Source organism: Pseudomonas sp. TJI-51 (assembly GCF_000190455.2).
Lineage (GTDB): Bacteria > Pseudomonadota > Gammaproteobacteria > Pseudomonadales > Pseudomonadaceae > Aquipseudomonas > Aquipseudomonas juntendi.
In genome coordinates, this window is sequence record NZ_AEWE02000039.1 from 59,980 (window position 1) to 79,127 (window position 19,148).

18 protein-coding genes and 1 pseudogene are annotated in these 19,148 nt (G+C 61.0%); 10 read left to right on the forward strand and 9 right to left on the reverse strand.

Annotation, left to right across the window (positions count from 1 at the left end):
- The first annotated feature begins 58 nt into the window (after nucleotides 1-58).
- The 3 genes from uvrD (at nucleotide 59) to G1E_RS09225 (ending at nucleotide 3,793) form a co-directional block, all read left to right on the forward strand.
- Entirely contained in the window at nucleotides 59-2,245 is a 2,187-nt protein-coding gene (gene uvrD, locus G1E_RS09215; protein ID WP_009683531.1) for a DNA helicase II, read from the forward strand.
- A gap of 176 nt (nucleotides 2,246-2,421) precedes the next feature.
- Entirely contained in the window at nucleotides 2,422-3,270 is an 849-nt protein-coding gene (locus G1E_RS09220; RefSeq protein ID WP_009683532.1) for a Tim44 domain-containing protein, read from the forward strand.
- A gap of 115 nt (nucleotides 3,271-3,385) precedes the next feature.
- A complete protein-coding gene (locus tag G1E_RS09225; protein WP_009683533.1) occupies nucleotides 3,386-3,793 on the forward strand; it encodes an SMI1/KNR4 family protein in 408 nt (135 codons plus the stop codon).
- A gap of 101 nt (nucleotides 3,794-3,894) precedes the next feature.
- Here the strand turns inward: G1E_RS09225 and G1E_RS09230 are convergent, their stop codons facing one another.
- Entirely contained in the window at nucleotides 3,895-5,655 is a 1,761-nt protein-coding gene (locus G1E_RS09230; RefSeq protein WP_009683534.1) for a cation:proton antiporter, read from the reverse strand.
- Between G1E_RS09230 and G1E_RS28270 the strand changes: the two genes are divergently transcribed.
- Both G1E_RS28270 and G1E_RS09235 read left to right on the forward strand, forming a co-directional pair.
- Complete coding sequence (locus G1E_RS28270) at nucleotides 5,650-5,859, forward strand: hypothetical protein (RefSeq protein ID WP_125854445.1); 210 nt, start codon at nucleotides 5,650-5,652, stop codon at nucleotides 5,857-5,859. The two genes, G1E_RS09230 and G1E_RS28270, sit on opposite strands and share 6 nt — an antisense overlap.
- A 136-nt stretch (nucleotides 5,860-5,995) precedes the next feature.
- On the forward strand, nucleotides 5,996-6,481 hold the full coding sequence (locus tag G1E_RS09235; RefSeq protein WP_009683536.1) for an acyl-CoA thioesterase: 486 nt from the start codon (nucleotides 5,996-5,998) through the stop codon (nucleotides 6,479-6,481).
- On the opposite strand, the gene pdxY is transcribed toward G1E_RS09235, so the two are convergent.
- The gene (gene pdxY / locus G1E_RS09240) at nucleotides 6,478-7,350 is read right to left on the reverse strand and encodes a pyridoxal kinase PdxY (protein WP_009683537.1); all 873 of its coding nucleotides are present in this window, start codon (nucleotides 7,348-7,350) and stop codon (nucleotides 6,478-6,480) included. The genes G1E_RS09235 and pdxY overlap by 4 nt on opposite strands.
- A gap of 121 nt (nucleotides 7,351-7,471) precedes the next feature.
- Here pdxY and G1E_RS09245 point away from each other — a divergent pair, with 121 nt between their 5' ends.
- On the forward strand, nucleotides 7,472-7,864 hold the full coding sequence (locus tag G1E_RS09245) for a DUF3301 domain-containing protein (RefSeq protein ID WP_009683538.1): 393 nt from the start codon (nucleotides 7,472-7,474) through the stop codon (nucleotides 7,862-7,864).
- Here G1E_RS09245 and G1E_RS09250 read toward each other — a convergent pair whose 3' ends face one another.
- From G1E_RS09250 to zigA, 3 genes are read right to left on the reverse strand one after another with little or no spacing between them, the layout of a single operon-like run.
- On the reverse strand, nucleotides 7,865-8,836 hold the full coding sequence (locus tag G1E_RS09250) for a GTP-binding protein (RefSeq protein ID WP_009683539.1): 972 nt from the start codon (nucleotides 8,834-8,836) through the stop codon (nucleotides 7,865-7,867).
- A 39-nt stretch (nucleotides 8,837-8,875) separates the two neighbouring features.
- The gene (locus tag G1E_RS09255; RefSeq protein WP_009683540.1) at nucleotides 8,876-9,502 is read right to left on the reverse strand and encodes a DUF1826 domain-containing protein; all 627 of its coding nucleotides are present in this window, start codon (nucleotides 9,500-9,502) and stop codon (nucleotides 8,876-8,878) included.
- The gene (zigA, locus tag G1E_RS09260) at nucleotides 9,499-10,707 is read right to left on the reverse strand and encodes a zinc metallochaperone GTPase ZigA (protein ID WP_009683541.1); all 1,209 of its coding nucleotides are present in this window, start codon (nucleotides 10,705-10,707) and stop codon (nucleotides 9,499-9,501) included. The genes G1E_RS09255 and zigA overlap by 4 nt, the downstream gene beginning before the upstream one ends.
- 115 nt (nucleotides 10,708-10,822) lie before the next feature.
- Between zigA and G1E_RS09265 the strand changes: the two genes are divergently transcribed.
- Together G1E_RS09265 and folE2 are read left to right on the forward strand one after the other, a co-directional pair.
- The gene (locus G1E_RS09265) at nucleotides 10,823-11,203 is read left to right on the forward strand and encodes a hypothetical protein (RefSeq protein ID WP_009683542.1); all 381 of its coding nucleotides are present in this window, start codon (nucleotides 10,823-10,825) and stop codon (nucleotides 11,201-11,203) included.
- Nucleotides 11,204-11,226: 23 nt separating this feature from the next.
- Nucleotides 11,227-12,132 carry a GTP cyclohydrolase FolE2 gene (gene folE2, locus G1E_RS09270; protein WP_009683543.1) on the forward strand — a complete coding sequence of 302 codons (906 nt, stop codon included), beginning with the start codon at nucleotides 11,227-11,229 and terminating at the stop codon, nucleotides 12,130-12,132.
- On the opposite strand, the gene G1E_RS09275 is transcribed toward folE2, so the two are convergent.
- On the reverse strand, nucleotides 12,116-12,643 hold the full coding sequence (locus G1E_RS09275) for a DUF3617 domain-containing protein (protein WP_009683544.1): 528 nt from the start codon (nucleotides 12,641-12,643) through the stop codon (nucleotides 12,116-12,118). The two genes, folE2 and G1E_RS09275, sit on opposite strands and share 17 nt — an antisense overlap.
- 131 nt (nucleotides 12,644-12,774) lie before the next feature.
- Between G1E_RS09275 and cls the strand changes: the two genes are divergently transcribed.
- On the forward strand, nucleotides 12,775-14,214 hold the full coding sequence (gene cls, locus G1E_RS09280; RefSeq protein ID WP_009683545.1) for a cardiolipin synthase: 1,440 nt from the start codon (nucleotides 12,775-12,777) through the stop codon (nucleotides 14,212-14,214).
- A 26-nt stretch (nucleotides 14,215-14,240) separates the two neighbouring features.
- On the opposite strand, the gene cfaB is transcribed toward cls, so the two are convergent.
- Nucleotides 14,241-15,425, reverse strand: coding sequence for a C17 cyclopropane fatty acid synthase CfaB (gene cfaB / locus G1E_RS09285; protein ID WP_009683546.1), 1,185 nt, complete (start codon nucleotides 15,423-15,425; stop codon nucleotides 14,241-14,243).
- 207 nt (nucleotides 15,426-15,632) lie between these two features.
- Here cfaB and lpdA point away from each other — a divergent pair, with 207 nt between their 5' ends.
- Entirely contained in the window at nucleotides 15,633-17,033 is a 1,401-nt protein-coding gene (gene lpdA, locus G1E_RS09290) for a dihydrolipoyl dehydrogenase (protein ID WP_009683547.1), read from the forward strand.
- A 176-nt stretch (nucleotides 17,034-17,209) separates the two neighbouring features.
- Here the strand turns inward: lpdA and G1E_RS09295 are convergent, their stop codons facing one another.
- Both G1E_RS09295 and G1E_RS27450 read right to left on the reverse strand, forming a co-directional pair.
- Entirely contained in the window at nucleotides 17,210-18,400 is a 1,191-nt protein-coding gene (locus G1E_RS09295) for a multidrug effflux MFS transporter (RefSeq protein WP_009683548.1), read from the reverse strand.
- A gap of 199 nt (nucleotides 18,401-18,599) precedes the next feature.
- A pseudogene (locus G1E_RS27450) lies at nucleotides 18,600-19,148 on the reverse strand (IS3 family transposase); the annotation flags it as partial.

Here is a 19,148-nt window from a genome sequence, read left to right on the forward strand (position 1 = left end):
AGGTGAGTATTTATACAGTACCATTTACCCCTTCCCTGCCGCGCCCTAGAATGGCCGGATGCACACAGACGACCTCTCCCTCCTGCTGAACTCCCTCAACGATGCCCAACGCCAGGCCGTAGCGGCCGCGCTTGGGCGTCAACTGGTGCTTGCCGGCGCCGGTTCCGGTAAAACCCGCGTGCTGGTGCACCGTATCGCCTGGCTGATCCAGGTAGAGCAGGCCTCGCCGCACTCGATCCTGTCGGTGACGTTCACCAACAAGGCCGCCGCGGAAATGCGCCAGCGGATCGAGCAATTGCTGGGCATCAACCCAGCTGGCATGTGGGTCGGCACCTTCCACGGCCTGGCCCATCGCCTGCTGCGGGCACACTGGCAGGAAGCGCGGCTGGTGCAGAACTTCCAGATCCTCGACAGCGACGACCAACAGCGCCTCATCAAGCGGGTGATGCGCGAGCTGGGCCTGGATGAACAGAAGTGGCCGGCCCGCCAGGCCCAGTGGTTCATCAACGGCCAGAAGGACGAGGGGCTGCGCCCGCAACATATCCAGGCCGGTGGCGATCTGTTCCTGGCCACCATGCGCGAGGTGTATACCGCCTACGAGCAGGCCTGCGAACGCGCCGGGGTGATCGACTTTTCCGAGCTGCTGTTGCGCGCACTGGACCTGTGGCGTGACCACCCCGGCCTGCTGGAGCATTACCAGCGGCGCTTCCAGCACGTGCTGGTCGACGAGTTCCAGGACACCAACGCCGTGCAGTACGCCTGGCTGCGCCTGTTGGCACGCGGTGGCGCCAGCCTGATGGCGGTGGGCGATGACGACCAGTCGATCTACGGCTGGCGCGGCGCCAAGATCGAGAACATCCACCAGTACACCGCCGACTTCCCCGACGCCGAAATGATCCGCCTGGAGCAGAACTACCGCTCCACCGGCGGCATCCTCAAGGCTGCCAACGCGCTGATTGCCAACAACAGCGGGCGCTTGGGCAAAGAGCTGTGGACCGACCTGGGTGAAGGCGAACCCCTGACCCTGTACGCGGCCTACAACGAGCACGACGAAGCACGCTACGTGGTGGAAACCATCGAAGGCCTGATCAAGCAGGGTAACGCGCGCAACGACATCGCCATCCTGTACCGCTCCAACGCCCAGTCACGGGTGCTGGAAGAAGCCTTGCTGCGCGAACGCGTGCCGTACCGCATCTATGGCGGCCAACGCTTCTTCGAGCGCGCCGAAATCAAGAACGCCATGGCCTACCTGCGCTTGATCGAAGGGCGTGGCAACGATGCCGCACTGGAGCGGGTAATCAACGTACCCCCACGCGGCATTGGCGAAAAAACCGTCGAAGCCATCCGCGAGCACGCCCGCCACAGCCAGCTTTCCATGTGGGGGGCCATGTGCCAGCTGATCGCCGCCAAGGCGTTGAAAGGCCGCGCCGCCAGCGCATTGGGGGCCTTCATCGAACTGATCGAAGGGCTGGCTGCCAAGGTTGCGGACATGCCGCTGCATACCATGACCCAGACCACCATCGAGCAGTCCGGGCTGATTACCTATCACCAGGAAGAAAAGGGTGAAAAGGGCCAGGCACGGGTAGAAAACCTTGAGGAACTGGTCAGCGCAGCGCGCAACTTCGAATCCACCGAAGAAGATGCCGACCTCTCTCCGCTCTCGGCTTTCCTCGGCCATGCTTCGCTGGAAGCCGGCGACAGCCAGGCGGACGAACATGAGGACAGCATCCAACTGATGACCTTGCACAGCGCCAAGGGCCTGGAGTTCCCCTACGTATTCCTGGTCGGCATGGAAGAAGGGCTGTTCCCGCACAAGATGAGCCTTGAGGAACCTGGCCGCCTGGAAGAGGAACGCCGCCTGGCCTATGTCGGCATCACCCGTGCGATGCGCCAACTGGTCATGACATATGCCGAGACACGCCGCCTGTATGGCAGCGAAACCTACAACAAGGTGTCGCGCTTCGTTCGCGAAATTCCACCGGGGCTGGTTCAGGAAGTACGCCTTTCCAACAGCGTCAGCCGCCCGTTCGGCGCCCCCAAGACAGCCACCAACAGCCACCTGTTCGACAATGCCAACATCCCGCAAACCGCCTTCAACCTCGGCCAGCGGGTGCAGCACGCGGTGTTTGGCGAAGGTGTGATCCTCAACTTCGAGGGCTCCGGCGCCCAGGCACGGGTGCAGGTGAATTTTGCCGAAGGCAGCAAATGGCTGATGCTGGGGTATGCCAAACTCGAGGCGATCTGACGCCTGTGCCAGTACCGTTCCTTGCAGCGGCTGCCTTTTTGGGGGCGCGCTCAAGGGCGGTGGTGCCGGCGTTGTAACATTCAGGCAAAAGCTGGAAACATTATGTCGCTGGTCATGTGCCCGGGAACCTGTGCACCATGACGCGCGTGCAATCCACAACAGGGGATATCCCAATTATGCAACGTTTTCTTAGCATCGCACTGGCGCTTTGCGTCGGCCTGACGCTGAGCCTGGACGCCAACGCCAAGCGTTTCGGCGGCGGCAAGAGCTCGGGCTCCGCGCCTATTCACCAGACCCGCCAGGCCACACCAACCGCGCCAGCCGCCGCGCCGACCGCACCTGGTCGTGCCGCCCCGGCCGCCAGCGGTGCTTCGCGCTGGTTGGGCCCACTCGCTGGCCTGGCCGCCGGCGGCCTGCTGGCGTCCATGTTCATGGGCGACGGTTTCGAGGGCTTCCAGATCATGGACTTCCTGATCGTGGCGCTCATCGCCTTCCTGGTGTTCCGCTTCATTGCCGCGCGTCGTCGCCAGCAGCAACCGCAAATGGCCATGCCAGGCCACGCGCCGATGCAGCGTGAAGCCCACGGCCAGCCTGCACAGCCGTCGGTGTTCGGTGGTTCGGCCGCGCCTGCCGCCGCCCCGGTGATCAACGCACCTGCCTGGTTCAACGAACAGAGCTTCCTGGCTGCCGCTCGCAACCACTTCCAGTCGCTGCAGCAGCACTGGGATGCCAACGAGATGGACAAGATCGCCGAGTTCGTCACGCCGCAGATGCTTGAGTTCCTCAAGCGTGAGCGCGCCGAGTTGGGTGATGGCTTCCAGTCCACCTACATCGATAACCTCGAAGTGCAACTGGACGGCGTCGATGACCGCCCAGACCGCACCGACGCCACCCTGACCTTCCGCGGCGTGTCGAAAAACTCGCGCCTCGACCAGGGCGAACTGTTCAGCGAAAGCTGGCACATGGTGCGTGCCCTAGGTGAGAACCAGCCTTGGCTGGTAGCCGGTATCCGTCAAAACAGCTAACCGCTGCGCGCCGTACCAAGAACCCCGGGCTTGCCCCCGGGGTTTTTGCTTTTGTCAGAGTGGCCTACTAGGGTATAACGCGCAAAGTTGTCATCTAGGTCAGAGGAAGTGAACCGTGGAAGAAGTGATCGAACAACTCCGTGAAGCCAACGAGCCGGTGCCGGTACCTTTGGAGCTTCCCGATGAGGACCAGCTGGTAGAGATAGAAGAGCAGCTGTTCATCAACATTCCATACGTGTTCAAAGAGTTTTTGCTGACTGTGAGCGATGTGGTGTACGGCTCACTGGAGCCTGTAACTTGTACCGATCCACAGTCGCACACCTACCTGCCCGAGGTGGCAGCCAACGCCTGGGATGCGGGCGTACCGCGTGAGCTGATCCCGTTGTGCCAGGACGGCGCCAACTACTACTGCGTAGAGGAAGATGGCACCGTGGTGCTGTGGGATGCCGAGGAAGAGCTGGTCGGTGAGGACAGCTGGGAATCGGTATGGCACTGGGCACGGGATGTGTGGCTGGAAAGCTGATCTTCCCCACCAATTCCGGTGCAGCGGCGCCTACAGGTACCCACAACGGCCAAGCGTGTGGTGAACCGGTAGGCGCCGCTGTCGCTGCGGCCGGGTGGCACTCAGTGCGAGTTCTCGCGGCTGTTCTCCAGCGTTTCCAGCAAGGCGATCTGCATGCGCGTGTGCACGCGAATGAGCCAGCGCCACAGCAAGGCCACCACCACCGCAGCGACCACGGCAATCACCAACAGCAATTCGTTGGTCGGCAAGATGCTCGCTGACAATGCCGACAGCAGCAGGAAAATCACCAGTAACGACAACAGCGGAATCACTTCGGCAATCACCCGCCGCACCCGCTGGGTATGCCGCCCGGCCATTTCCGGCTTCACGCCCATCTCGGCCAGCAGCATCGACAGCGCCTTGAGCTTGCGGTAGGCCGCGATCAGGAACGGCAGCGACAGCAATAACGCCGCGCCCCAGATCATCGCCTTCTGCTGGCTGATGTCGCTGACCCATTCGCTGAGCCAGTTACCGATGCGCCCGGCAAAATAGCCGCCGCTGAAGAAGATCGCGATCACCAGCGCCAGGTTCACCCCAACCTGCAGGAGGATGCGCCGGATCATTGCCGCGAGCATGGCACCCTCGCCCTGCGGTTGAATGTTGCGCAACCACTCGCCATACAACGACAGCACCCGCGCCAGGCGCCCGGGCACGACATTGCCCAGTTTTTGCGAAAGCGGGTCGGCTGCGCGGATCAGGTAGGGCGTAAGCAGGGTGGTGATAGCCGATACGGCGACCGCCACGGGGTACAGGAAGTCGCTGGTTACCTGCAGGGTCATGCCCAGCGCGGCAATGATGAAGGAGAATTCGCCAATCTGCGAAAGCCCCATGCCCACGCGCAGCGAGGTACGCCCATCGTTACCGGCAATGAACGCGCCCATGCCGCAGGACACCATCTTGCCCAATACCACCGCCAGGGTAATGACCACAATCGGCCAAGCGTATTCGACCAGCACCTGCGGGTCGATCATCAAGCCGATGGCGACGAAGAAAATGGCGCTGAACAGGTCGCGTACGGGTTCGATCAGGCGCTCGATCTTCAGCAACTGGCGTGACTCGGCCATGATCGCGCCAATCAGGAAGGCGCCCAGGACCATGCTGTATTCGAGCTTGACGACCAGCAGGCAGAAGCCGAAGCACAGCCCCAGCACGGTAATCAGCAACATCTCGTTGCTTTCGAACCGGGCCACGTAGGCCAGCAGCCGCGGCACCAACAGGATACCGATGACCAAGGCAACGATCATGAACAACGACAGCTTGCCGACAGTGGAGAATACCTCCCCCGAGCTGACCGTGCCGCTGACGGCGATACCTGAGAGCAGGGCAATGATGCCAATGCCAAGAATGTCCTCGACGATGAGCACGCCAAAGATCAGCTGGGCAAAGCGCTCGTTCTTCATCTTCAGGTCGTTGAGCGCCTTGACGATGATGGTGGTCGAGGAAATGGCCAGGATGGCACCCAGGAACAGCGAGTCCATGGTGTTCCAGCCAAACCAGCGGCCGATCTCGAAGCCGATCCAGATCATCAGCACAATTTCGAGGAACGCCGCGATGAACGCCGTGGCGCCCACCTTGAACAACTTGCGCAGGCTGAACTCGAGCCCCAGGCAGAACATCAGGAAGATCACCCCCAGCTCGGCGAGGGTCTTGATGGTGTCTTCGTCGTGGATAAGGCCGAATGGCGGGGTGTGCGGGCCGATGATGAAGCCGGCGACAATATAACCAAGCACGACCGGCTGTTTGAGGCGGTGAAACAGGATGGTGACCACGCCAGCGACCAGCATGATGACTGCCAGGTCCTGGATGAAGCTGATGGCATGCATGGCGTGATACTCCTTTTCTCGTCTTTTATGAATGCCTGGGCAAACCGCTCCTCTGCCGGGGCAAACCTGAGCGAGCAGCAAGTACATACTGTATTGAATGCAGGAACGCCCATGGTGCATGGGCGTACTCAGGTTAACATCGCGATCGGCTGCAAAAAGCCGGCGCAATATGCAGAAACAGATCGGCTGGAAAAGCGCCGCTGATGGCATGATCAGCGTGACCGCTACGCCCCCGGCAACGTCCCGTAGCAACGAGGCAAATTCACAAGAGGGAAAAACCGTGTCAGCAGATCACCCCCTCCATTCGCCCGATTCAGCGCAACCTAACCGTGAGCACCTTATGGAACCTGGAAACGCCCAGCTGAGCATGACCGTCCTGATGACCCCGGACATGGCCAACTTTTCTGGCAACGTACATGGCGGCACCCTGCTCAAATACCTCGACGAAGTGGCCTATGCATGCGCCAGCCGTTATGCAGGCAGCTATGTGGTGACATTGTCGGTGGACCAGGTGATCTTCCGCGAGCCAGTACACGTGGGCGAGCTGGTGACGTTCCTGGCGTCCGTCAACTACACCGGCAATACCTCGATGGAAGTGGGCATCAAAGTGGTGACCGAGAACATTCGCGAGCGCTCGGTGCGCCACTCCAACAGCTGCTTCTTCACCATGGTAGCGGTGGACGACAATCGCCGCCCTGTGCCGGTACCGCCGCGTCAGCCGCAAAGCAGCGAAGAAAAGCGCCGCTTCCTGCAGGGGCAGCAGCGCCGCCAGATCCGCCAGGAACTGGAAAAGCGCTACCAGGACCTGAAAACCGACGCTATTTAAAAAGCCAGCAACTGCGCTTCGAAGCGCACACGCGGGTGGGCGATGCGATCCTGGGCCCGTACCAGCTGCAGCTCGTAGCTGGCGCAGGCCTGGGTTTCCAACAGCACTTCATGCACCGCGGCGGCAGTGAACTCGAATGCCTGCACCCAGCTGTCGCCCAGCAATACCCTGGCCAGGAACAGCCCGGAAGTCAGGTCGCCGACCCCCACTGGCTGACGCGGAAACGCCAGCAGCGGGCGCCGCAGGTGCCAGCAGTGCTGGGCCGTCACCAGCAGCATTTCGAACTGGTCCTCGCACCGCCCGGGGTAGGCCAGGTGCTTGACCACGACCACCTGCGGCCCGCGCTGCAGCAAGCTGCGCGCCATGTGCACGCAATCCTCCAGCGACTGCGCGCGGCGCCCACAGAAGCTGTCCAGCTCCAGCTGGTTGGGGCACAGGATGTCGGCCTTGGCCACCGCTTCGTCGAGCAGGAACTGGCTGACCTCTGGCGGTACGATGCAACCCTTCTCGGCGTGCCCCATGACCGGGTCACAGAGGTACAACGCCTTGGGGTTCACCGCTTTGATCCGCTGTACCCCGGCCAAGATCGCCCGCCCTTGTTCGGCACTGCCCAGGTACCCGGAAAGCACCGCATCGCAGTGCCCCAGTTCACCGATGTTGGAAATACCTTCGACCAACGCAGGAATTTGCGCTGGAGCAAGCACATCGCCCGCCCACTGGCCATACTGTGTGTGGTTGGAGAACTGCACGGTATTGAGCGGCCACACGTTGACCCCGATCCGCTGCATGGGGAACACCGCGGCGCTGTTGCCGGCGTGGCCGAACACCACATGGGACTGAATGGCGAGCAGGTGCGGAGTACGTTTCATGCGGGTGTTTTCCAAAGCTGTTTCAAAGAATGGTGCGCGACGCAGTATGAACTCGATTGTCACCTGTACGACAGGCCAGGGACGCAGTTAAGCTGGATCTACCTGTTTGGAGCATAAGCAAATGTTGACCCTGGAGAACCTCTTCGTCCTGATGCTGGTAGCCACGGCAGGCGCCTGGTTGTGGCACAACCATGGGTTGCGCGAGAAAGCCCTGGAACGGGTCAAACAGCATTGCGCCAAACTGGACCTCGAGTTGCTTGACGACGCCGTGGCGCTCAAGCGCATCGGCTTTGTGCGCGATGCCAATGGCCGCAAGCGCCTGGCCCGCATCTATGCCTTCGAGTTCACCGTCACTGGCGAGCAGCGCCACCCCGGTAGCGTGACACAGTTCGGTGCGCACAGCGTGCAGATAGAACTGGCACCCTACCCGTTCGAGATCAAGACCCCGCCGCGCACCGACAACGTTATCGAGATGCAGCAATGGCGCCAGGAACACAACCGCTGGCGAAACTGATCAGCTGATGCGGCACTCGCGCAAGCCGGCCTGCAGCGGCGGTTGCGACTGTGGCTGATCGAAAATCAGCTCGATGCGGCTGTCCCGGCACCACTCGCTGGGCTGCCAGGCGGGCAAGCCCCCATCCAGCCCGTTGAAAGCCTGCCACCCCTCCGGGCTGTGGATAACCCCCTTGGCGCGGCGCCAGGGCAAATTCTGCAAGAACGTGCTTAGCCGCTGTGGATAAAACTGCTGGCTGGGGTGCCAGCGCCAGCCAATACTCCAACCCCCCTCACCTTGCTGGGCCAGGCAGACCGGCTGGGTGGGGTCGGCCCAGACCGCACCTGGGGTTATTTCCAGATTGTCGACAATCCTGACGGCGGAAATCGGGCTGTCAACAATCTGTGAAGGTGCCTGGGGTAGGCCACGAAACGCTACTTCACCCTGCACCGCCCACAGCACTCTCCTGTCGATAAATTTATTACTTATCAACAACTTAGTTGATTCATCCACAGCCTCTGACTTATTCAGAATCACACATTCGCAGGCGTTCAACGCCTGCTGTTGCGCATCGGAAAGCCGCTGGTTGCGAACCACCGCTTGAGCATCCAAAACCATGACAAGTGGCTGAATTGTCAGCACTCCAGCCCATGGCGCTGCCTGCAGCTGTGCCTGCAATTGCAATGGGTGACCCAAACCTGAAGGCTCGATGAACAAACGGTCAGGGCGTGATTTGCGCAATAGACGCCCTAGCCCGACCTGAAACGGCATACCGTTCACGCAGCACAGACAACCACCGGCCACTTCACCAATGGCAACACCGTCTTCATCCCGGCTGAGCAACGCCGCATCCAGGCCAACCAGGCCGAATTCATTGATCAGCACCGCCCAGCGCTCATTGGGCGGCCGCTGCGCCAGCAAATGGCGGATCAGGGTGGTTTTGCCGGCGCCGAGCGGGCCGGCAATCACGTGGGTAGGAATGTTCTGCAGCATGGCCTGGTTCAAACAGTGGCAAAGCCTAACTATGCGCCGTCAGGCCAACCAGTCAAGGCTCAGCAGCAGACGCCCCTGCTGGCCCGAAGGCGAGCGGTGAACCAGACCTGCGCCTTCGTTGCCTTGCCAGTTCTCGCCCTTGAGCAGCGCGACATCACCGGCTTGCAGGGTTTGAATTTTATCCACAGGGGGCTGTGCTGTATGTAACTCCCGCCGGTGGCTGATCGCCTCAGGCAACCATTCACTGCCCGGCCCCACGTAGGTTGTGAGCAAGCGCAATGGTACGTTATCCACATGGAAGCGCGGACACATGGGGCCATCCAGCACGCGCAGGCGTAAACCCACACGGCGCGCACCCACCAGGCAGGTGTAGGCCGCGACCAGCCAGGTCACATCGGCTACAAATGACTCATAGCCATGCAGGTCAGCGGCTTCGCGCAGCAGGTCCGGCAGGACCGGCGCGTGCTGCTCGTGCACCTCGATTACCCGTTGGTCGGTCAAAGGCTGGCCAAGGCTGAGTACCAGTTCGGCAAAGTCCTGCAACTGCGCCGGCAGCCGCCGCCGCCACACGGCCAGGTTGACACCATCCTGCAGGACCTCAGCCAATATTTGCGGCGCTTCGCCAAACACCTGAAAGATATCCACAGGCCCGAATGCCAGGCTCATGCTGCGGACTCCGCATGCCACGGTCCGAACGGATCGGGCAGCCGCAACCAGCCCATATGCCCAAGCTGCATTTCCTGGTCGGTCAACAGGCACGCGTCAAGGGCTGTGGATAACTTGGCAAAGTCGATGTTCTGCCCAATGAACACCAATACCTGCCGGCAATCGCCGGTTTCAGCGGTCCAGTGTTTAAGGATTGCACTGGTGTTATCCACATCCTCAGGCCACTGGTCGCGCGGTACGAAGCGCCACCAGCGCCCCGCCAGCCCATGGCGCATCATCCCGCCCGCTTGCGACCAGCTACCGGCTTCCTGGTACTTGCTGGCCAACCAGAAAAAGCCTTTGGAACGGAGCAAGCGGCCGTTGGTCCAGTGCGTGTGGATAAAATCGTAGAACCGTTGTGGATGCAGCGGGCGCCGCGCTTGCCAGGTCATGGCTGCAATCCCGTACTCTTCGGTTTCCGGTACGTGCTCGCCGCGTAGCTCCTGCAACCAGCCTGGCGCCTGCGCCGCCTGGTCGAAGTCGAACAGGCCCGTATCGAGAATGCGCTCCAGTGGCACCTGGCCCATGACCATCGGCACGATCTCTGCCCGCGCATTGAGGCTGCGCAAAATGGCCACGAGCTCTTCGCGCTCATGCTGGCTGATCAGGTCGATCTTGCTCAGCAGCAGTACATCGGCAAATTCCACCTGTTCGATCAGCAGGTCGCTGATCGAGCGCTCATCGTCCTCGCCCAATGTTTCGCCACGGCTGGCCAGGCTGTCTGCAGCCTGGTAATCGCGCAGGAAGTTCAGGCCATCGACCACCGTGACCATGGTGTCCAGCCGTGCCATGTCGGACAAGCTGCGGCCTTGTTCGTCGCGGAAGGTGAAAGTCTCTGCCACCGGCAGTGGCTCCGAAATACCCGTGGACTCGATCAGCAGGTAGTCGAAGCGCCCTTCTGCGGCTAACCGCGCTACCTCTTCCAGCAGGTCCTCACGCAGGGTGCAGCAGATGCAGCCGTTGCTCATCTCTACGAGCTTTTCTTCAGCGCGGTTGAGGCTGACGTTGCGCTGCACCTCGCTGGCATCGATGTTGATTTCGCTCATGTCGTTGACGATGACGGCAACCCGCAGGTTGTCACGGTTACGCAAGACATGGTTGAGCAACGTGCTTTTGCCGGCACCCAGAAAACCGGACAGCACAGTAACGGGAAGACGATTGGACATGGCGAAACCCCTTCAGGCGAGCGCATTCGAAACGATGCATTGCACAATGTTATAAAGTAACAATACAATTTCGCCAAGTCGTTCTCGACGGACGACTGCTCACCAGGGACAAAACATGAAACTGTCACGCGCCATGGCATTGGTGTTGTTCGCCATGCCCACCTCACTGGTTGCCATGCCGCAGAGCACTGCACTGGCGTTGTGTACCCGCAGCGCCACGCTGCTCTCGTGCCAGGACGGCAAAGGGAGTTACTACAGCGTACGCACGCACGGCAATGAGCTTTACCTGCGCGGTTTCGACTCGGTCACGCGGCGGCTATGGGCTCAAACCAACAGCCGTTACGGTTCGTTGACCTTCTTCACCGGCCTGGCCAGTGATGGCGAAGCCTGGGTGGGTTACAGCCGCCGCGTAGGCTGGACCACGTTGAACCGGGTGTCCAGTTCCAGCGGGCAACGCTTCAATTTGCATTGCAGCATGATCGGCGGCTGCCGCTGACACCTTTTTCTGTGGAAACCCCAATGAACCAGCACACGCTCCCCGATATCGCCTCACAGACTCATGCGTTCGCCTTGCCACTGAACTGGGTGGGCATGTGTGGCATAGCCCTGCCCGTGCAGTTCGAAGGGCGCCCCGCTGCTGCCACCGTCGACGCAGGCGTCAGTTTGATAGACGGCCATTCACGTGGCATCCACATGTCGCGGCTCTACCTTGCATTGGAGGCCCTGGAAAACCAGCCCCTTACGCCGCTGGCAATTCGGCAGCTTTTGGCGGATTTTTTGACCAGCCACGAAGGGCTGTCTTCCGCTGCTCATCTGCGCCTGGGCTTTGATCACCTGCTTAAAAGACCAGCCTTGATCAGCCCATTGGCAGGCTGGAAGAGCTATCCCGTGACCATCGATGCACGCATCGAGAATGAAATGTTCCACGTGGAACTATCCGTTAGCGTGCCCTATTCGTCCACCTGTCCATGTTCGGCGGCGCTTGCCAGGCAACTGATACAACAGCAGTTCCAACAGCAATTCCCCGGGTCGCAGGTCGACACCGCGGCGGTAATGAACTGGCTGGGCACTGCCGAAGGCATCGTCGCTACCCCACATAGCCAACGCAGTAGCGCGAAAATTCAGGTACGGCTGCGCAGCAGCCAGCGTGATCTGCCGATTACCGAGCTGATTGATTGCATCGAAATGAGCTTGGGCACAGCGGTACAGACTGCGGTCAAGCGTGCAGACGAACAGGCCTTCGCTTTAGCCAACGGGCAGAACCTGATGTTCTGTGAAGATGCTGCCCGGCGCCTGCACCAGGCGCTGCGACAATTGGAGTGGAGTGCTGCTTTCAGGCTGCGGGTGGAACATGCAGAAAGCCTGCATGCCCACGACGCTGTTGCCACCAGCCAGTGGCAGTGGGACCTCAACTGCGCGGTTTGACCGTACCGCAATCACTGCCCAGCCACACCGCACGGGTGTTCATGCTGCCTTGCTGCTGAACACCCGACGCGTTGAAGGTGCCACTGACCTGGGTGGTGAATTCCCGATCACTGAGGAACGTCGCCTGGCCACTGCCCTGTGCCTTCGGGCAACTGAACTCGAACTTCCACACGTTGCCGGTACGGTCTGTGATTTTCTGCGTGCAACCGGATTTGGGATCCTGCAGCGGGATGTCGTTGGTCGCCACCTGTTCGGCGGTCAGGCAGGAACGCACGCCATTACCAGCCACCGTCACCCCTTGTTTGGCCAGCACGCCTTCCATCATCGCGCGCTGCTCCGGCGGCAGGTTCTTGAGCTGGCCCAGCATGAACCCCATGTCAGGTAACGGCTTGCCATCGACCTGCATGTTGCTGGTGGTCAGCTCCCACAAACCGGGTTGCAGCATCTGGGCATGCACCAGCGGGCTGCTCATACCGAGGACCAGGGCCAACAGTGGCAGACGAATCTTCATGGGTGAACACTCCTGAAAAAAGCCGGCCAAGCGGGCCGGGCTGAGCCTTAGACGCCAAAACCATCCGCAGGTTGCAAGGTGCACCGGGAACGTGTTCTGTTAGCCAACAGTACTCGGTGAGCAGGATGCATATGGATTACCACAGCCCCTATTTCTTTGGTTATGTAATTGGCCTGATTCATCTACTGGGTATCGTAGCCGCACTGCACGCGTTGTTCACGGTGCGCACGGCCCAAGGCGCAATTGCCTGGGCGATGCCGTTGTTCTTCATTCCTTATTTCACCCTTATACCGTACTTGGTGTTCGGCGCCCGTTCGTTCAATGCGTATATCAAGGCGCGGCGCCAAGCCAACCAGGAAATGCACGTTGCAATGGCCAACCTCAACTGGCGACCATGGGTTGAAGAAGCCCTGACCGCCCGCGAGTCGGAAAGCTACGCCGCGCTACGCGCCATGCCCAAACTGGGGCGCATGCCTTGCCTGGCGAACAACCAGGTGAAGCTGCTGATCAATGGCAAGGCCACCTTCGATGCCATTTTCGCGGCCATCGAAAAAGCCCGCGATGTGGTGCTGGTGCAGTTCTTCATCATCCATGACGACAAACTCGGCAAGGCGTTACAGCACCTGCTGCTGCGCAAGGCGGCTGAAGGGGTTCAGGTGTTTGTGCTGTACGACCGTGTCGGTAGCCATGCCTTGCCAGCCAGCTATAGCCAGGCGCTGCGTGATGGCGGCGTACAGGTTCACGCTTTCGCCACCCGGCGTGGTTGGTTCAACCGCTTTCAGGTCAACTTCCGCAACCATCGCAAGATCGTGGTGGTGGATGGCTTGGTCGGTTTCATCGGCGGGCATAACGTAGGTGACGAGTACCTGGGTGAAGACCCGCAGCTTTCACCATGGCGCGATACTCATGTGCAGATCGGCGGGCCAGTGCTGGCCTGCCTGCAAGAGTCGTTCGCCGAAGACTGGTACTGGGCCTCGCGCCAGCTGCCGCCGCTGATTCTGCCAGATGCCTACCCGGACGACGGCGTGCTCTGCCAGGCCTTGGCCAGTGGGCCGGCGGACCCACAGGAAACCTGCGCACTGTTCTTCCTTGAAGCCATTCACTCCGCCACGCGCAGGGTGTGGATAACCACCCCCTACTTCATCCCTGACGAAGCGGTGTTCGCGGCATTGCGCCTGGCAGCACTGCGAGGGGTGGATGTGCGCGTATTGATCCCGGCACGCCCCGACCACCGGGTTGTCTATGCCGCCTCCAGCCTGTTTGCCTTCGAAGCGGTACGCGCAGGCGTACGCATGTTCCGCTACCAGCCGGGTTTCCTGCACCAGAAGGTGGTACTGGTAGATGACGAGGTCAGCGCAATCGGCAGTGCCAACCTGGACAACCGTTCATTCCGCCTGAACTTCGAGATCACCCTGCTGACGGTCGACCGTGGCTTTGCCGACCAGGTGGAACGTATGTTGAATGAAGACTTCGAGCAGGCGCGAGAGATAACCGTTGAGGACAGCCGCGACACCCACCGGCTACAGCAATTGGGGATGCGCATTGCACGCTTGATATCCCCAATCCTGTAACCGGTGCCGCCGGCCAGAGGTAGGTGTCAGCGGTACAGATCCTCGCGTGTCCAGGGCAGGTCGTGATACCCGTCGGCATAGGGCTTCACTGCCAGAATCTGGTGCAGGTTGATCCAGCCCTTCTGGAACGCATAGGCACACCCGGCCAGGTACAAACGCCAGATGCGCAGGGTTTTCTCGGGGACCAGTGCCGCCGCCTTGTGCAGCTGGTTCTCCAGATTCTCGCTCCAGTGGTGCAGGGTCTTGGCGTAGTGCAGGCGCAAGCTCTCCACGTCCACCACCTCCAGCCCTGCTTCGCAGATGCTGGCACTGATCATCGACAGGTGGGGCAGCTCACCATGTGGGAACACGTAGCGATCGATGAACTCGCCTGCACCTCGCCCCACCGGCCGACCATCCACATGCTTGGCGGTGATGCCGTGGTTCATCACCAGCCCCCCTTCCCTCACCGCACCGAACAGCTTCTGGCAATACAACGCCAGGTTGGCATGGCCGACATGCTCGAACATGCCCACGCTGACAACCTTGTCGAAGCGGCCGTCTTGCGGCAGGTCGCGGTAATCGAGAATCTGTAAATCGACCTTGTCGCTCAGACCCTCTGCCTTGACCCGCTGGCGGCCGAGCTTCAACTGTTCTTTGCTGAGGGTGATGCCGAATACCTTGGCGCCATACTCACGGGCGGCGAAACGCGCCAGCCCTCCCCAGCCACAGCCCACATCGAGCAGATAGTCGCCCGCATCGAGCCGCAGCTTGCGGCACAGGTGCTCGAACTTGTCCTGCTGCGCCTGATCGAGGGTGTTGTCCGGCTCGCGAAAATAAGCGCACGAGTACACCATGTCCTGGTCCAGCCACAGCTGGTAGAACTCATTGGAAACGTCGTAGTGATAGGAAATGGCCTGGGCGTCGGTAGTCTTGTCATGCGCCAGGCGCTGGGGCGGCGTGTCGTCTTCGTCGGTAAGCAGTGCCTCACTCAGCTCATCGCAAACGCGTATGGCCTCACCGATATCGCCTTCAAGCTCCAACTTGCCTTCGACGAATGCCGTGCCCAACTGGTCCATGCTCGGGTGGGTCAGCTGGCTGATCAACTGGGGTTCTCTGACCAGTATGGTGACCTGCGGGCTGGGCCCGAGATCGAAGTGGTTGCCGTCCCAGAGTTTCAGCCGCAGCGGCAGATGCAAGCTCTGCAGTGCCGGTGGAAGTTGCGCAAGCATGAACGACCCTCCTATCCGTAATTGGCCACGACGCCCGAAATTTCGAACGTCGTCGAATCAGAGTAGTTCATCCATGGGATGTTTCCTCCCGATCAGACCATGGTCTAGACCCTGCTGCGCTGGTATGCGTAGCAAATTGTATACAATTCTAAAGGCTCAGCCTAACCTAATGCCCCTGTCGCGTTTCTACATCCCTGGAGTTGAACCATGAAATCCTATGACGTGGTGATCATCGGCGGTGGCCCTGGCGGCTACAACGCAGCCATTCGCGCTGGCCAACTTGGGCTCAGTGTCGCCTGCGTGGAGGGCCGCTCGACCTTGGGCGGCACTTGCCTGAACGTCGGCTGCATGCCGTCCAAGGCACTGCTGCATGCTTCCGAACTCTACGAAGCCGCCAGCGGTGAGGCGTTCGCCCACCTCGGCATCGAAGTCAAACCTACGCTGAATCTCGCCCAGATGATGAAGCAGAAGGACGAGAGCGTGGCCGGCCTGACCAAAGGCATCGAGTACCTGTTCCGCAAGAACAAGGTCGACTGGGTCAAGGGCTGGGGCCGCCTGGATGGCGTCGGCAAAGTGGTCGTGAAGGCGCAGGACGGCAGCGAAACCACGCTGCAGGCCAAAGACATCGTCATCGCCACCGGTTCCGAGCCGACGCCGCTGCCAGGCTTGACCATCGACAACCAGCGCATCATCGACTCGACCGGCGCGCTGTCGTTGCCGCAGGTGCCCAAGCACCTGGTCGTCATCGGTGCCGGGGTGATCGGCCTCGAGCTGGGGTCGGTGTGGCGCCGGCTGGGTAGCCAGGTCACGGTCATCGAATACCTCGATCGCATCTGCCCTGGCACCGACAGCGAAACCGCCAAGACCCTGCAGAAGGCATTGGCCAAGCAAGGTATGGTGTTCAAGCTGGGCAGCAAAGTGACCCAGGCCACCGCCAGCGCCGACGGCGTGGCCTTGACCTTGGAGCCTGCAGCGGGTGGCGCGGCAGAAACACTGCAAGCCGATTATGTATTGGTGGCGATCGGTCGCCGCCCCTATACCAAAGGCCTGAACCTGGAAAGCGCAGGCCTGGAAACCGACAAGCGCGGCATGCTTGGCAACGAACACCACCGCACTTCAGTGCCCGGGCTCTGGGTAATCGGCGACGTCACTTCCGGGCCGATGCTGGCGCACAAGGCCGAAGACGAAGCAGTGGCCTGCATTGAGCGCATCGCCGGCAAACCGCATGAGGTCAACTACAACCTCATCCCTGGCGTGATCTATACCCGGCCGGAGCTGGCCAGCGTGGGCAAGACCGAAGAGCAGCTGCAGGCCGAAGGGCGTGAATACAAAGTGGGCAAATTCCCCTTCACGGCCAACAGCCGCGCCAAGATCAACCACGAGACCGAAGGCTTCGCCAAGGTGCTTGCCGATGCCAAAACCGACGAAGTGCTGGGTGTGCACCTGGTGGGCCCGAGCGTCAGCGAAATGATCGGTGAATTCTGCGTGGCCATGGAGTTCTCGGCCTCGGCCGAAGATATCGCCCTCACCTGCCACCCCCACCCCACCCGCTCCGAGGCGTTGCGCCAGGCAGCGATGAATGTGGATGGCATGGCCATGCAGATTTGAGTCGACTTCGCCGAGGGTAACAGCGAGCGGGAGCTTGCGTCCGCTGCTTCCCCCTTCGGCGCAGGCAAGCGTTTGGTGCGTTGCAGTTACTCGATCCTGCTGGTTGATGAATACTGCTCAGCGCTGCCTTGCAGACCCCGGCAACAGATACGCTGCACCGCCGGGGTCGGCACGCTTCAGGCCACCGAGGCTTGACGCGGCACGCGCACGCTCAGCATGCCCGACAACGAGATCAACCAAAGCACCAGAAACACGCAGGCAATTGCCAGGTTCGAGGTCAGCGGCAAAGCGCTGACCAGCGCCGAGGCCAATGACCCGAATACCAGCATCAGGCAGCCTTGCAGGCTGGCGGCAACACCGGCGCGGTCGGGGAACAGCGACATCGAGTTGGCCATGGCGTTGGAGAAGATGAAGCCCTGACCGAACGCGACCAGCATGATGCCACCCAAGATCGAGACCAGGTGAAGGTCCTTAGCCTGCGTGGCGATGGTCACCACGCCGAGCAGAAACACCGCCATTCCTGCCCACATCAGCAGCCGTGGCTTGACCTGCCGGATCAGCGCACGGTTGACCAGAGTGCCGACCAGGTAGCAGCTACCCACAGCCAGCGCGGTGGTGCCGAAGTATTGCGCGCTGTGCCCCAGGCGTTCCTGGACGATGTGTGGGCCGAACACGTTCCATAGCAGAAACGCCGAGAAGCTCGAGCCGAGCACAACCACCGAGGCCCGAAAGCGGCTGTCCGCCAGGATCGGGCGGTAGCCGGCACAGGTCTGCAAGGCGCTGCGTCTGTTCATTGCGGGCAACGACTCCTTGAGCCCTGCCAGCACGAAGGCCAACACGATGACGGCGTATACGGCGTACAGGACGAAGTTGTAGCGCCAGCCAAGGTGCACTTCGATCACCCCGCCAATGTACGGCGCGATCACCGGCCCCAGGCCGAAGGCCAGGCTCAGGTAGATGATCGCTACGTAGAAACGCGGCCCTTTGACGATGTCCACCAGCAGCGCACGGGCAACTACCTGACAGGCGCCGATGGCGAAGCCTTGCAGGGCGCGGGCGAGCAGGAGCATCTCGATGGACGTGGCCACGGTTGCCAGCACGCTGCCCGCGAGGAACACCAGCAGCCCCAATTGCACCGCCGGCCGCCGCCCACGGGCATCGGCCATGATGCCGAAGAACAGCTGCCCCAGTGCATAGAACAGGAGGGTGATGGTGATGGTGTTCTGCATCAGCGCCGGGCTGGCTGACAGTTCACGGCCAATGGAGGGGATACTCGGCGCGTACAGGTCGATGGCGATACCGCCCACGCTGTTGATCAGCGGCGCCAGGAAGACAATGAAATTCTCGTAACGCTTGGTCGCGTTCATGCTTACCTCCGGCGCACCGGGCAGCGGATGCCCGGCGCGCGTCGTGGTCAGGCCTAGGCCTGGCGGTTGAAAGTGGGCAGGGCCTTGTTTGTGGTAGGAACCCCGATTGACCTGCGGATCCTTGACCAGGGATTGATCGGCGCTGCGAAACGACGCGAAGGCTCGGGGGTGGCGTCGTAGTGGCTGAGGTAGTGGCAATCATGTAGCCCACGGTCGGTATCCATTCAGTTTTCAAGCTGCGAAACACACGCTCCATCGGCGCGTTATCCCAGCAGTTTCCACGACGGCTCATGCTTTGGCGCATGCGGTAACGCCAGAGCCGCTGGCGGAACTGACGGCTACCATATTGCGAGCCCTGATCCGAGTGAAACAGAAGGCCTTGAGGCCTTCCACGCTGTTCATAAGCCATGTCCAACGCTTTGATGACCAGAGATCCGCATCCGGCTTGTTCGACAGCGCCCAGCCCACCACTCGGCGCGCATAAAGATCCATAACGACACCCAGGTAATGCCACCTCCCTTGAGCCCAGATGTAGGTGATGTCGCCACACCAGACCTGATTCGGTGCCGGCACATCAAACTCTCGATTCAAGATATTCGGAATGTCAGGCTGCTCAACCGTCGCTCGTTTGTAGGCATGTCATCCAGGTTGTTTGCTGACCAGCTCCAGTTCCCGCATCAAGCCTCGCACCTTGAACCGCCCGATCTGCTCGCCGTCTTCCTGCATCATCGACACGATGCTGCGGCTA

Excerpts from the sequence above, each read along its gene's own strand:
- uvrD (WP_009683531.1), top strand. The coding sequence starts at position 59 with ATGCACACAGACGACCTCTCCCTCCTGCTGAACTCCCTCAACGATGCC.
- G1E_RS09220 (WP_009683532.1), top strand. The coding sequence starts at position 2,422 with ATGCAACGTTTTCTTAGCATCGCACTGGCGCTTTGCGTCGGCCTGACG.
- G1E_RS28270 (WP_125854445.1), top strand. The coding sequence starts at position 5,650 with ATGCATGGCGTGATACTCCTTTTCTCGTCTTTTATGAATGCCTGGGCA.
- G1E_RS09230 (WP_009683534.1), bottom strand. The coding sequence starts at position 5,655 with ATGCATGCCATCAGCTTCATCCAGGACCTGGCAGTCATCATGCTGGTC.
- G1E_RS09235 (WP_009683536.1), top strand. The coding sequence starts at position 5,996 with ATGGAACCTGGAAACGCCCAGCTGAGCATGACCGTCCTGATGACCCCG.
- pdxY (WP_009683537.1), bottom strand. The coding sequence starts at position 7,350 with ATGAAACGTACTCCGCACCTGCTCGCCATTCAGTCCCATGTGGTGTTC.
- G1E_RS09245 (WP_009683538.1), top strand. The coding sequence starts at position 7,472 with ATGTTGACCCTGGAGAACCTCTTCGTCCTGATGCTGGTAGCCACGGCA.
- G1E_RS09250 (WP_009683539.1), bottom strand. The coding sequence starts at position 8,836 with ATGCTGCAGAACATTCCTACCCACGTGATTGCCGGCCCGCTCGGCGCC.
- G1E_RS09255 (WP_009683540.1), bottom strand. The coding sequence starts at position 9,502 with ATGAGCCTGGCATTCGGGCCTGTGGATATCTTTCAGGTGTTTGGCGAA.
- zigA (WP_009683541.1), bottom strand. The coding sequence starts at position 10,707 with ATGTCCAATCGTCTTCCCGTTACTGTGCTGTCCGGTTTTCTGGGTGCC.
- G1E_RS09265 (WP_009683542.1), top strand. The coding sequence starts at position 10,823 with ATGAAACTGTCACGCGCCATGGCATTGGTGTTGTTCGCCATGCCCACC.
- folE2 (WP_009683543.1), top strand. The coding sequence starts at position 11,227 with ATGAACCAGCACACGCTCCCCGATATCGCCTCACAGACTCATGCGTTC.
- G1E_RS09275 (WP_009683544.1), bottom strand. The coding sequence starts at position 12,643 with ATGAAGATTCGTCTGCCACTGTTGGCCCTGGTCCTCGGTATGAGCAGC.
- cls (WP_009683545.1), top strand. The coding sequence starts at position 12,775 with ATGGATTACCACAGCCCCTATTTCTTTGGTTATGTAATTGGCCTGATT.
- cfaB (WP_009683546.1), bottom strand. The coding sequence starts at position 15,425 with ATGCTTGCGCAACTTCCACCGGCACTGCAGAGCTTGCATCTGCCGCTG.
- lpdA (WP_009683547.1), top strand. The coding sequence starts at position 15,633 with ATGAAATCCTATGACGTGGTGATCATCGGCGGTGGCCCTGGCGGCTAC.
- G1E_RS09295 (WP_009683548.1), bottom strand. The coding sequence starts at position 18,400 with ATGAACGCGACCAAGCGTTACGAGAATTTCATTGTCTTCCTGGCGCCG.